We start from the raw sequence: 13,458 nt of genomic DNA, 5'->3' as shown, positions 1-13,458 counted from the left end.
AAGACCTACCGTAAAGAAGAGGACGCACGCCAGTAAGGGGATCACCCCCGCGTATGCGGGAAAGACTTAGGGTATTGCGCTATCCACAGTCCGCAGTTTGGGATCACCCCCGCGTATGCGGGAAAGACGCTTAAAAATCCCAATAAAATGGCCATTTTTATAACAGCAATAGTCAAATTCCATTTACTTTTCAGATTCAACCTATCACAGAGAGTAGTACATCAGTATTTTATTTTTATGAAATAAATTTTAGCAATCCTTTCAAATTAAAAACAAGATGCGCTGTTAGTCTAGCATCCAGAAGAGCTCTATGTGGAACAGATTCAGCAATGTTGTATTCGTGCAGCACTGTTTTTAATTGGTAGTTTTTTAAAAATTTCTTTTCTTTCTTTACAAAACGAGAAATATCAAAAATTTTGTTAATTGAAAGAGAATGATCAAATCTTTCATCTAATGAAGATAAAGCAGAATTTAAAAATGACATATCAAATTGTACGTTATATCCAAGTACAGGTAATTTTTCGACAAAATCAATAAATTCTTTTAATGCTAAATCTAATCTGACACCATAAGATTCAAGCATGCTGGATGTAATACCAGTTAGCTCAATAATTTCATTAAGAATAAAATTATTTTTGTTAAAATTACTAACGCTATCGCAATTAATATTTATTAATTTCTGGAATTCTTCAATTTTCCCATCAATGAACTTAACGGCTCCAATTTCGATAATTTTATCAACTTTGCTATTTAAACCTGTAGTTTCGCAATCTATTACAACAAAATTTTTATCTATTTTATCTATAAAATCCTTCCAGTAATCGGTACAAGTTATCTCTTCATCATCCGTAGTAAATTTTGCAGTTTGAGAAGCATTATCATAACTTAGATAACTAATATTTTCATTAGCAAAATTATTTTCAATTGTGCTAGAAGGAGTATTAATATTTTTACGCCTTATATTTGAAAATTTCTTTGCATTATGAAAATGTGCTGCATCGCTAAATCCATGTTTAATATCGTTTTCTAATGTATCAACTGTTGGAATACGTACCAGAGGTAATCCATCCGAATAAACCACCTCACGATGCGAATGTATAGTCTTAAAATCGTAGCCAATTTCATTTCTAGAAGAAAAGCTCATTGTTACAGCACCATTGCCAACACAGTCTTCTATGCGCTTCCATAATTCTTCTCGAACTCGACTATTAAAATTGCCGACGTAAACTCCTGATGCTATTTCTTGCATCCACTTAGTTAAATCACCTCTTAAAGATAGTGGACAGTTCGTCATCGTAATCACAGTTAACGGCATATCAATTCACCTCACTGTAATTTACGCCAGAAGCTACTAGATGTTCCTTATCGTCCCAAAGATGTATTACATCAACAGTAATTTGGTTGTCAATCGGGATTTCAAGAAGATTTTGTATATCATTAACGATACGAGACATTATGTTGCAATTTGCGAAGCAATCGCGCATCTTCAAACGCATTAACTGTTCAATGTCATCGTCGGATTCACACCGAGCAGCAATTTCAAAAGATGCAGGAATAGTTAATTCAGCTTTATATAAGTCTGCAATATCGTATACAAGAGAAAGATCATGTCCGGTATGCACGAAACCTAATCCAGGTGCTAAACCTAAAGCAGATATTATGCTATGTACTAAACCGTAAAGGCATACATTACCTACAGACAATGCTTGATTAACGACAGTGCCACTTTCAAAATCATCGACTTTATAATCGCGACCATTCCATTGGACATTGTATTTATTAGACATCTCCCTATATATGCTTCTTACGCGAGCTCCTTCTCTACCTCTTAATTGTTGCATAGTATATGACGATATATTTTCATTAGGGAAACGCATTTGATACATTTTTCTCGCAACGTTCAATCTTGATCTACTATTAGTAACAAGTTTTGCTTGTTTTTCCAATAATCTTGAGCTTCTTGACAATGCTCTACCATGAGCGTAATTGCGAACACCATGCTCGCCAACCCAAACTATGCTTGCGCCAACATCTCCAAGTAATTCCATAGCTCTGTGAGTAATCTCAGTGCCAGGACCTAAAAGTAAAACGCCAATCATTGCAGCAGGAACTCTTATAGTTCCATTTGCATCAAAGACTGTAACAGCACTATCAAGACGATTAATTTTCGCATGCTCTACATATATAAAACTCACTCTGTCGCTTATACGTGGAAGCTCTGGTATTTCAGCTTTTTTGGCACCGAATTTCTTTTTCATACTGTTACAGCCTTTAATAAAAATAGCGTAATTCATTTAATTGTTTAAAGGAATTACTGTCATCATTCCAAAGCCATATGCTTTCTTTTTACCAATTCCTTCTAGCAGTGTTTTACGCATGATGTCTGCATCACTAATTGTTAAAATACCTTGGTAAACAGCTTTACTTAATCGAATAGGTTTTTCTGACTTTGTAAATAAGCTATATCCGCGTTCAACAATAGCGAATTCATTTTCGTTCAACGAAAAACCTAATTTTTGTGCGCGACTAAGCAAAAAATTCATCTGCTGATCATAAGTAACATGTGGTACTACCCTACCTCTAGTAGTGCGAGTTTCAGCAGTATCAGAAATAGAAACAACAGGGTTAAGCGTCACACGAAATTGCATTCTCATGCCATTCATCAGTGAGCCTAAGAACTTATCATAATTCTTACTTGACGCCGTCCCTATAACACCATACATCTCTAGACGTTGCAAATCTGGTTCAGAATCACTTACGATAAGCAGGTAATGCTTTCCATGCAGAACATCAACTCTCCATAGTTTTCGGCTTCTTTCATGATTTTCCCATTCGTCAGGAAAACTTTGTTCAACCCAGTTATGAAAAGCTCCTACAGATTTAAGATCTAGCTGCGATTTAGGTTTTTTATAATCAATTTCAACTCTACTCAAATAAGACATTTAAGCCTCCAATCCAGAAAAAGCATCATGCTCAGCAATAAAATCTCCAGTAGATTTCACATGCTTACTATCTGATGAAATACCTTCCAAATCCGAATTATTGTGAAGAATTCTCTTAATAGGTATCTCCATTTTTGACTCGTAACGGAATCCGAATTTTCTTTCCTTGTTAGAGAAAGAATTAACGAAATCTTTGCGCAATCTACGAACTGATTCCTGAATTTTATAAGTAGTATTATCGTCTTTAACTAATTCTGATGCAGCTTTATCTACTAAAACAGAATCAGCGTATAAGGATATAAATACTTCATTGCATGATTCATTAGAAGACTCTGATGCTTCAGATAGTTTAGAAGTATTAAATCTTTTTTTAGACCACTTGTTTGCAAGCCACTCATGCGTTAATAGAGCCTGAATTACTCCACAATCTTCTACTCCTAGGATGAAGTCAGCAGTAGGAGGCAATGACCTTCTGCCTAAACTAGATTGAAAATATGGCGAGCGCAACGCATCGTTAATACTGTAAATAAGTTGCTCATTGTTGGATCCTATTGCAACTAGGAATATAGCATCTTCTAGATAGTAACGATTTGTAACGTAATTTTTTTCAAAATCACCGTTAGGCTTGTATTTTGCAGCAATATGATAGTCTCTAAGTAGATTTCCTTGCTGATCTATTCGTACTGCAAAATCTAAATCATTAAGCTTTGCAATCTCTTCATCACAATCTGTAGTTCTTCTATACCCAAAAGCTGCAGAAATCATACCTATTACCGCACTTTTAGATGGATAGTAATCTGTGTGACGAGTTTCAAAATGAGAATCTGTACCCCATGATTGCAAAGGTCCAGCAAACTTCAGTAATAAACTTTTCATAAGCTTCCTAACTGTTAAACACTAAACATCAACCAATAAGTGTTTTTATTAAGAAATTTACTGAAGCAATTCGGAGACTTTGGAAGAAAAATCATCCAATAATTGCTGCATACTTTGCTCTTCTACGCCTAATTTAATCTCCTCATTTGAGGAATCCATTGTTACATAGAATGATGCAAGTGGCTTATTGACGAATTTTTGAACTTTTTCGTATTCTTTAGATAGTTTCTCAATAGATTTTGAAACATATCCGTCTTTTGCTTTTACTGGATCTTCAAATGCGCTCACTAAATTCACTGGTCTGTCATCTCTTAAAGTTACCACCAGCATTTGCGGCAAAGTTTGATTCGCAAAAGTATTTGCTTTTCCAGTAGGCATAGCATTAGCGAAAGCTTCAATAAAAAGTTTAAGAGCATTAATTGTAGATTCTTTGTTATCACTCAACTGATGACTAAATTCATGTATTGCAACATTTGCATAACGATACAGCGTTGAAGAATTATATTCTATTGTGCCCAGCATTCCAGCTCCAGAATTATCCTCAGTAGATAAGTCATCAACAGCAGTATAGTAATCAAATTCAGTTCGAATAGCATGAGTGGAAATTGCGTGAGCAACTTGAGAAGAAGCATCTTCATTAAGAGATTGATTGTCTGCAAGCATGCGACCGAATAGCGCAATATCAATAGGTGGATTATCTTTCAAAATTTCTTCCAACTGCTTCTTGTCCTTAATATTGTTGACTGCTGCTTGCGCTAGAGAATTCGCTTGATTTTCACCTAAGAAAAATAGAACATTTACTACAGGAGTTATTTTACCCTTATCTGTTTTAGTTTTAATACCAGCATTATTTAACGTTTTATTTGCTAAATCTAATGCTTCTTGCTCAGATAATTCTGGTTTTAATGCAATAACTTTATCTGCAACGTACTTAACAATGTTTTTGCTTCGTATTCCAACATTAGAATCTCCGCTGTGCTCTTTGAAATATTTACGCATTGAATGCTTCCAACATTGAGAGCTTACTCTAGCTCTAGTTACACCACCATATTGAGCAGTTTTTGGACTACCTGCATCATCACGATTAATATTGCATGGAGGAACACTTTGGATTGCTTGAATATCTAAGAATAAACGAGAGCTCATTGTTTTAACCTTTCTAAATTTTATTTAATTGTTTAATAACGTTGTTTTTGAAATATGTAATTTCAAAATATGTGATGTTGATAAAAAGTTATTTCTGCTTGCTTAAGCGATAATATTCTTGTGCCCAAGAAAGTCTTACTTTTTCTGAATCTTCAAACTGAAGTAAATATAAATCGCGAGCTAGTTTAGAATAATCAATCGATTGTTGATTTTCTTTCGTTCTGCTTTTTAGTAGTCGAACTAGTTGACGAAGGTAATAGTAAAAACTTTCGTAATCGCTTGCAGTAATCATAACACTAAAGCGTCTATCCATGGCTCCGCGTACGCCTTCATCGCTTCTTAGTGCTCTTAAAGCTGTTCCCATATTGTTATAAGATTTTTCATTTTCTGAATCTTCAGATTTGTTCAAATACTTATAACTTGATTTTTCTACAACACCTTGTTCATACAATGCATATATTTGCAAAGTGTTTATAACAGATCGCAATTGGTAGCTAACTTCACCATATTTATTGATGAAGCTTTCTGGCACATTGCTTAATATCCATGGCCATATTTCTACTGACTGACTTAATGGCTTACCAATTGTGTGACGCAGTTGAGCAAGCATAGCTCGTCTTGATGCAATATTTGAGCCATTCAAAAATTGATTTATGATTTTGCTAACAGCATTTGATACTTCAACAGATTTGCTTTGATTTTCAGCCATAATAGCCCCCTTTCTCATGTATTTTATTTTTCTGATAATTTTTTTAATCGACTAATAAAAATGTTGTAGGCTATAACTATATTTTTTGCAGGACTTTTTTTACTTTTTTCACCAACAAGACCTGTAAAATCACGTAACGTAGCATTTTTTAACATGACTTCTGCCTCATTTATGAGTATGTTATACAAAGTATTTCTCCATTGAGTACATCGTTCATTCATTGAATCTTTTGGCCTAATATTTGCTAACCATTGCCTAAACGGTTGATCAACTAAGAAATAAGCATGATTAACATACTTAGCAGCATATGTAGTTGCATCATCTTTATTTCTATTGCGTATTTCACATATGTCAAGAAGAAATTGCCTGTAAATAAATTCTATGGCAGATCTTGTATACTCAACTTCTTTATTAATTCTGTGCACCCAACCGTCGTTGGTATTATCAGTAAAAACTACCTCATTAAAATACAAATTATCATATATTTCATCAATAGGAATATCAGATGAACTACTATCACCTTTCATGCTTATAGCGTGTAATGAAATAAAAGAACCCGAAATATTTTTACTAATTTTGTTTAACCATTCCATAATTCCTGGTTTGTGATTTTTTACGCTTTCATCATCTGATTCTTGCGATGTAAGTAACCCGAACGACCTCCACATAGATTCTTCTGCACTATGCTTCCTTGGTATATATGTATCATCGACTTTATTTTTTTTGTTGTGCAACCAAACTGTCATTGGCTCAATAAATGCATCTTCATTATTTAGCTTTAGAAGAATTACCGTATAAATAGATATTCCTTTATCCATCCTAATACTAGGATTTATATATATTGCTCTACTCCAACGAGTGTAAAGCTGAGAAATATTGTCAATAAATGTGTCATAAAACGAATTTTCAATATTTTCCGCTCCAGAATACTCCCAACACGGTTTTTGCCTCTTCTCAGGAGATTGCATTTCACCAACAAGCACGCAGTTGAGCATAAGAGTTTCAAATAGATTTTCCCCTTCTATGTAAATACCACCAAGATTAAAAAGCCATCCTTTAGAAGAATCATATTTTTCACTACCAAATTGAGTTTTATCTGGAACACTGGAATATGCTTGAAAAGCGATAAGCCATCTAGCTAATTGTGATTCATTAAGAATAGATTTATTTTCACCGCATTTTGGAGAAAATATAGCTATTTTATTTTTACTTTCAGAAATTAAGCGATTAATATTTTTGCCCAATAATTCAGTAGGATTTTTATGACTAAGCTTTTTGCTATAAATATCCTGTTTAAGTACTTGGAAAAATGGATACTTGTCATCAAAAAGATAGAAACGATCATGCCATTGTTCTAAATATTTGAAAACTGCGTCTGGAAACTTTTTTGAATTCCAAACTTCGCGCCAAATATTCATTGTTTCTTTATTGAAATCGTATTCATTATCTTCAGCTGAATCAAATTCACGAGAATTTCCCTGAATATCGTACCTAGAAAAAACAGTATGAAGGACAGCAAGCAAAATGCGGAGCAATGCAAAATCCTGTGTTTTCATATCTCCTGCAAGAGCCTTATATTCAGATGCATGCTTAAACACATCTGTAATTGATACGAGTTTATTGTGGCCTTTTTTGCCTACAATGACTGAAATCCAAGGCTCATCTAATAAATTAAATCTGCTCACCTTTTGATTCCTTTCTATCTTCTTCCGAACTCTTAATACATACAATACCACTTTTTTCAGAATATAGAACTCTATATTTTGATATCATGCAACTATTATTTTCATCAAACAGAAGTACTAAAGAACCTCGCAACCAAGGATGATTATCCCAGTTTTGGAACTGTTCTTGCTTGCGTATTTTTTCTAACTCTTTAATTGTTTCTTCAACGCGATTACTGCTCGACACAAACATCCAAGGCAGTCTTACTGTTTCTTGAGCAAGTCTCATTGCAACTTCTGAATCATCAATATTTTGCGATATATCTTCACAATCATGGAAAGTTCCATAACCAGATCCAACTTTTTTCACAGCAATAACTTCTATAGATTCACCGCTATTGCGAACTTGGGCACATGCAAATTCATCAGATTCATTTGTAATTGAACTATACAATAATCCAACAATAGACTTTTCACCAACTCTTGTCACAGGATTTTCAACGCGATACTTTTTAGCTTTAGCTTCATTACTATTTCTTAATGAATCATGTTCCCTTTTTGCAGAAACATACACATATCTCAAATCTTCTTGTAACTCTAAAGGATTATCTCCATAAACTATTTGCACTAATCGAGAAATATCTTGAGGCATATTTATAACATCTGGCAAATAGTATTGAGTTCTCATAAGTAAATATTTGCTGTAAATAGACTCTGAACCTTTATCAAATTCATAACACTCACTGGTTCCCAACACATATAAAATTGGTTTTTTAAGAACATCCGGGCGTTCTATCGTATGCCTGTGTAATCTACCAGCACGCTGAAGTAATAAATCTATAGGAGCAAGATCAGTAAACAAAACATCAAAATCAATATCAAGCGACTGCTCTAATACTTGCGTACCGATAATTATTGCACGAGCAGGTCTATGAGCATTCTTGCCTATCATATTGCAAATTTGTTGTTCTTTTCTAACTCTATCTGTAGCAATAAATTGCGAATGAATAACTATAACTTCTTCGTCAGTAAACTCACCAACGCATACATTATAAATTTCCTGAGCTCTTTTAACGGTGTTTACTATAATTCCAGCAATACCACCATTATTCAACAAAGATTTAAGCTCATTAACAAGTGATTCATGTAAGTTATCGTCTGTTATTTTTCTTACAGAAATAGATTTATTCTCACTAGTATCATTTTCAATAAATTTTTGTTTTACACAGTTTTTATCACTGTACGTAATTAAAGGATAATTATTTGTTTCAAAATCGACATTAGATTTATCACATTCTCTCCAATTAAACCCAAACAATCCACACATATAGGCTTTTATAAGTGCTTTTCTACGCCTAGCAGGTAAAGTAGCAGAAAGTAACACAACAGGAACACCGTATGCTGCCATCCAAATAAGAGATTCTTCAAGATACTTATTCATATAAGCGTCATAAGCGTGCACTTCGTCAATAATTACAACTTTTTTACTTAATCCCAAATGACGAAGCATAAGATGTTTTTGCTTTAACGAAGCTAACAAAAATTGGTCTACTGTACCAACCACAAAGTCATCCAACATTGCGGTTTTTCGCCCAGTAAACCAATCATTAAGTATTACTCCATTATTATTTACATCATTACTATTAGAAGTACTTTCACAACCATCATTCATATTTTGCATTCCATGCGGCAAATGCGCATAATCTGCATTCAATTCAGCTTTACCATGAACTAAACGTAAACCAATTTCACCCTGAAAATCACAGTTCACGCTTTTAAGCCAATCCTCAACTCGCCTAAACATTCCATTAGAAGTTGCTTGAGTAGGAAGACCGAAGAATACTCCGCTTCTTCCGGTTAGATTTGCTAATTGCTCAGCAGCAATTAAAGAAGCTTCTGTTTTCCCCGATCCCATTGCAGATTCAAGAATAAAAATTCCAGGCTCTTTAGACTGAGAAATAGCATCGCACAACGCTATCTGAATATTATTTGGCAAAAAACCAAAACGATGTTTGTATACTTGCGAAACATTACTACAACAATTTAATGATTCCCATACGTCTTTAGAACCATGTTGCAACCACTTTTCCCAACCTTTTCTATATCTTTCTTCCTGATTTTCAATCAAATCTTTCTCTATTGGAATAAGAGGAAAATAGTGTTCATTACTAGCAATCCAATCAGCCATAATTACTAATCCGCACAATAAAACTTGTGCTGTCTCACTTATTTCAGGAAGATCATCTACATTAGAAAAATCATTTCTTTCTAAAGCCCAATCCAAAATATCATTCTGCAATTTTTTCCATAATTTACTATTTTCACTCTCAGTTTCACTTTGATAATAATGGTCAGGATACGCAGATTCGTTACTTTTACAAACAGAATCATTATCTAAAGGTTTACCATGATGAGCTCCAACGATTGCACAAATTCCTTCAGGAACTCCAGCATTAGAAAGAATAGCTTGACCAGTTATAGTGTGATGGCTACTCGAGCGACCCTTTGCATTTTTAATAAAATAATCAATATTTGTAAAACCAACAGTAGCTAACTTATTTTTTAACGCAATATCTAAATCTTCTGAAGGTGAAGCCGATTTGCGAAACTGAAAAACGGGAGTAGCTTTACCAATATCATGTATGCATCCTAAAAATTGAGATAATTTTTTTGCATCAACATGTTTACTTAATGAGGATTCAATCAATTTTCGCTGACCATCACTAAGCCAATGATCCCATAATTGGCCAATAACATTTCTAGTATCCTCAAGATGTTGAGCAAGAGGAAGCCATTGCATTACTCCATTAGCTTCTCTCTTTTTACCCCATAATGCAGGATTAACAACGTGATTACAACTCATACCTACCATCCTCTTAATCCACAATGATTATTAAATAATGGCAAATATACTCTCAATAAGAGCTTTAAGGAAGATTGTGTTGAAAATTTATTTACTAAAAATTAGTTGAGCTTCAAATACACAATGCAATCTGAAGCTCAACCATTGTACCCCGCTTATGCGGGAAAAACTATATATCGCAAAACATAGAAGGATCACCCCCGCGCATGCAGGAAAGACTATCAAAAGCGATTATACATCAAACAACATTGTTATTGTGATTCCTTGAATCTAGATCTTGTACGCCTTCAGTTAATCCGTTTGTAGTATAAATTTAAAATTGTTCAAAGTGGTATAACTCTTACAAAAGTAAAGCAGATGTAGATGTTTAATGCGTAAGAAAAGTATCATTCACAAAAATAGATATAACGCAAGTGTATCAAAATTGTTGCGTTAAGGAAACAGTTTTGATACGCGGGTGCGAGCGGTTTTAAATACTTTGCGGTTAGATTATAGCGACAAAAAAATATTGGGCACCAACTGCAGTGCTCTAGTGCCCAATATGATTTATTGCTTTGCTATGTTGCTTTCAGATTTCCACTTTTCTACGAGTTGCAGTACTTCATTCTCAGATACATGGTTAAAGTCGTCATTATTATTTTCATAATTTAGTACAAATGACGCTAATATTATTTGTTCTTCCTTAGTGAATTCGTCTAAATGATTTTTGTCAAAATCTTTAATTTCATTGTAAAGATCTTTTCTAGAAATATACTTTGAGTAACTTTTTAAATTAAAATTCCATCCATAATCATTCAAACCACGGAAGAAATATGCTTTAGTGCATATAAATTTAAGTTTACTCACTTTATCGTTAAATAGTTTTTTAACATAATTTTCAGATCCTTCTTTATCAAGATCTTCCCACAAATGAAATACTATGTTAAATACTCGCATATTTATCATATTTTCAGATTTTGCAATGAGTTTAATTTTATCAATATAAATTTTTTCGAGAGATTCTAAATGCTTTAAGCTAACTAAATGCAAATCCTTACGCTCGGTTTTATTAAATCTTCCGAATGCCATTTCTTCTCGACTAAGAATATCTGCAATAAGTCCAAGATTAGATTTATTGGAATTTTTAAGAATAGAATAAATTATTTCATAACGTTCATATTCAGAGTCTAATGTTTGAATAAAATAGAGTACAAATTCAGATACTGAATCAGAAATATTATTTATATTATTTATTTCTGTTGCTTTATTTACAAATTCTCCATACAAATTTATAAGCGTAAATACAACGAACTTAAAACGCTCATAATATTCTTTATCAAACAATGACTCCATGCTTCTTAAAAAATAGTCAAGGTTGCCTTGTGAATTAATATTTTTAACAGTACTAATTAAAAGATCTTTGTCATATTTATACAAGCAATCATAAATTTTCTCTCTTGAAACCTTAATTCTACCTATATCGAACATAAAATATAAACTAAATTTTTCAACAGACGCGATGCGATTATATCTTAAAAGTTGCAGATTGCTTGAATGAGAATATTCACCATTGTAATGAATCAATCTAGCAAATGTAGGAAACATTAATATAATAATCTGCATAGATGATTCTGGATTTAAACCCAGCTGTTTAAATTCATTTTTATAGTATTCATAAGTTCTTTCTTCATATTTATTTAAATCGTTATATGATTGTGGCCCATATACATAGATTGCATTATTAATAATCCATTCATATAACTTCGGCTCGAAGATTTCTATTGCAGTAATAGCTAATAAATCAACAAATGATGTTTCTTTCCATAAAGCGGTATATTTGAATTGGAAAGAATTTAGCAACCTATTAGTATCTCTTATATTTTTGATATATGGATTCACGCAATTTTCAAGCACTTTTTCAAAATAATCATTGTTTTCAAATTCTTCTTCGCAATCATTTTTGTATACAATTTTATTGAGTCTACTTTTTAATATTTCAGGCAATAGTGATTTATCAATTTCAGGAATTTCAAAAGAAACTTGAACAATTTTCTTTAAATATTCATCCCCGTCAATATTGTGATATTCAGACAAAGCATTGCAAACAATTTCCCTATCCATTGTAAGAACATAAATTATGTTTGGAAAATCGCCTACTTGCTTAACCAATTGGAAAATGTCTTTAATCTGAGGAGTAGTTAATCTATCTATATCATCAATAAAAACAATTATTTTGTGGTTAAAATCTTCTAGTGCCTCACACAGTTTCTCTTTAGCTTCATACAAACTAGGAGCTTGCATCAATTTAGCTCCTTTTGATTTGGAAATAGTTTTCAATATAGGAGCAATTGCAGGCCCAGCTACTGGAATAAATGATAAAACGTCAATAATATCGGAATACTGACCTATAGCCTTTCCGATTTTTCCTTTATTCTCTTCTCCCCTAGCAACACCTAATTTATTCTTCAATTCATAAAAGAACAAACTGATTAAATTGTTCTTGTCGGAATAATTCCATGGTGAGAATTTAATAACTATTGGATAATGACATTGATCTTCTTCTTTAGTTTTTTGTGAAGTAAAAATTTTTTTGATTCTTTTGTATACTCTTGAATACCATCTTTCTTTTTCTACTTTTTGGGATTCGTTTTCGTCTACTGGAATCTCAGATATTGCCATATTTATAATAGATGTCTTGCCGCTTCCCCACTTTCCATACAAGCCGATTACAAGACCATCTTTGCTATCATATCCACAAATAGATTTTCCAAATTGTTTCGCAAAATCAGATCTTCCCAACAAATCTTCATCAGCTTTTTCAATAGGTTTATCCGCAACGTAGCTCATATGCTTTCTCCCTACTTTTGCAATTGCAGTATTTCGTATAATAATTTATATTCTAATCATTTATGCAAATTATTCTTTGGCTAATCCTTACAATGTTAGGTATTTTAAAAGATTGAATTATAAGGTTATAAACACAAAATTTGAAAATACTATTACATAAAATACAAACTGGCATACAGAGTATTGATGGTTGAAAATCAAAAAAATAAAGGAGCCCACACAACGCCTAAGGTGAGTAAATCAACCGACGGCATGGAGCCGACTTTCAACGCAGGAAGACTCCTATAAAGGATATTAGTAAATATTGCATTATTGCACAACATTGATATTGTTTGTATACCAAATCTAATTTACAAAGTTAGTGTGAAGATGTATCAAAATTGTTGCGTTAAGGAAACAGTTTTGATACGTAAAGTTCGGTATTCTCAAAAG

General features: G+C 33.0%; 9 protein-coding genes and 1 CRISPR repeat array (1 of these 10 running past the window's edge). All 9 genes read right to left on the bottom strand.

Going from position 1 to position 13,458, the window contains the following annotated elements:
* Nucleotides 1-128: direct repeats of the CRISPR family, unit length 28 nt; unit sequence GGATCACCCCCGCGTATGCGGGAAAGAC; it reaches 424 nt to the left of the window's first position.
* A gap of 107 nt (nucleotides 129-235) precedes the next feature.
* Nucleotides 236-1,315 carry a type I-E CRISPR-associated endoribonuclease Cas2e gene (gene cas2e / locus K9E37_RS00510; protein WP_033888433.1) on the bottom strand — a complete coding sequence of 360 codons (1,080 nt, stop codon included), beginning with the start codon at nucleotides 1,313-1,315 and terminating at the stop codon, nucleotides 236-238.
* 1 nt (nucleotide 1,316) lies between these two features.
* Entirely contained in the window at nucleotides 1,317-2,258 is a 942-nt protein-coding gene (cas1e, locus tag K9E37_RS00505) for a type I-E CRISPR-associated endonuclease Cas1e (RefSeq protein WP_004106692.1), read from the bottom strand.
* Nucleotides 2,259-2,294: 36 nt separating this feature from the next.
* Nucleotides 2,295-2,942 carry a type I-E CRISPR-associated protein Cas6/Cse3/CasE gene (gene cas6e, locus K9E37_RS00500; RefSeq protein WP_004108997.1) on the bottom strand — a complete coding sequence of 216 codons (648 nt, stop codon included), beginning with the start codon at nucleotides 2,940-2,942 and terminating at the stop codon, nucleotides 2,295-2,297.
* Entirely contained in the window at nucleotides 2,943-3,818 is an 876-nt protein-coding gene (gene cas5e / locus K9E37_RS00495; RefSeq protein ID WP_004109000.1) for a type I-E CRISPR-associated protein Cas5/CasD, read from the bottom strand.
* Nucleotides 3,819-3,875: 57 nt separating this feature from the next.
* The gene (gene cas7e / locus K9E37_RS00490; RefSeq protein WP_248893358.1) at nucleotides 3,876-4,964 is read right to left on the bottom strand and encodes a type I-E CRISPR-associated protein Cas7/Cse4/CasC; all 1,089 of its coding nucleotides are present in this window, start codon (nucleotides 4,962-4,964) and stop codon (nucleotides 3,876-3,878) included.
* A gap of 88 nt (nucleotides 4,965-5,052) precedes the next feature.
* Entirely contained in the window at nucleotides 5,053-5,673 is a 621-nt protein-coding gene (casB, locus tag K9E37_RS00485; protein ID WP_004109007.1) for a type I-E CRISPR-associated protein Cse2/CasB, read from the bottom strand.
* 23 nt (nucleotides 5,674-5,696) lie between these two features.
* Nucleotides 5,697-7,358: a type I-E CRISPR-associated protein Cse1/CasA gene (locus K9E37_RS00480; protein ID WP_004109011.1), complete on the bottom strand. Its 1,662-nt coding sequence runs from the start codon at nucleotides 7,356-7,358 to the stop codon at nucleotides 5,697-5,699.
* Nucleotides 7,345-10,200 (bottom strand): CRISPR-associated helicase/endonuclease Cas3, encoded by a 2,856-nt coding sequence (locus K9E37_RS00475; protein ID WP_033888432.1) that lies wholly within the window; start codon nucleotides 10,198-10,200, stop codon nucleotides 7,345-7,347. Before K9E37_RS00475 ends, K9E37_RS00480 begins: the two co-directional genes overlap by 14 nt.
* A 546-nt stretch (nucleotides 10,201-10,746) precedes the next feature.
* Complete coding sequence (locus K9E37_RS00470) at nucleotides 10,747-13,026, bottom strand: KAP family P-loop NTPase fold protein (RefSeq protein WP_248893356.1); 2,280 nt, start codon at nucleotides 13,024-13,026, stop codon at nucleotides 10,747-10,749.
* Nucleotides 13,027-13,458 lie beyond the last annotated feature (432 nt).

Source organism: Gardnerella swidsinskii (assembly GCF_023277705.1).
Taxonomy (GTDB): Bacteria; Actinomycetota; Actinomycetes; order Actinomycetales; family Bifidobacteriaceae; genus Bifidobacterium; species Bifidobacterium swidsinskii.
Note: the sequence above shows the minus strand (reverse complement) of the source record. Positions and strands in the feature narration are given on the sequence as shown.

Bases quoted from the DNA above. Each gene is read 5' to 3' on its own strand.
- K9E37_RS00470 (WP_248893356.1), bottom strand. From the start codon at position 13,026: ATGAGCTACGTTGCGGATAAACCTATTGAAAAAGCTGATGAAGATTTG.
- casB (WP_004109007.1), bottom strand. From the start codon at position 5,673: ATGGCTGAAAATCAAAGCAAATCTGTTGAAGTATCAAATGCTGTTAGC.
- cas1e (WP_004106692.1), bottom strand. From the start codon at position 2,258: ATGAAAAAGAAATTCGGTGCCAAAAAAGCTGAAATACCAGAGCTTCCA.
- cas5e (WP_004109000.1), bottom strand. From the start codon at position 3,818: ATGAAAAGTTTATTACTGAAGTTTGCTGGACCTTTGCAATCATGGGGT.
- cas2e (WP_033888433.1), bottom strand. From the start codon at position 1,315: ATGCCGTTAACTGTGATTACGATGACGAACTGTCCACTATCTTTAAGA.
- K9E37_RS00475 (WP_033888432.1), bottom strand. From the start codon at position 10,200: ATGAGTTGTAATCACGTTGTTAATCCTGCATTATGGGGTAAAAAGAGA.
- cas6e (WP_004108997.1), bottom strand. From the start codon at position 2,942: ATGTCTTATTTGAGTAGAGTTGAAATTGATTATAAAAAACCTAAATCG.
- cas7e (WP_248893358.1), bottom strand. From the start codon at position 4,964: ATGAGCTCTCGTTTATTCTTAGATATTCAAGCAATCCAAAGTGTTCCT.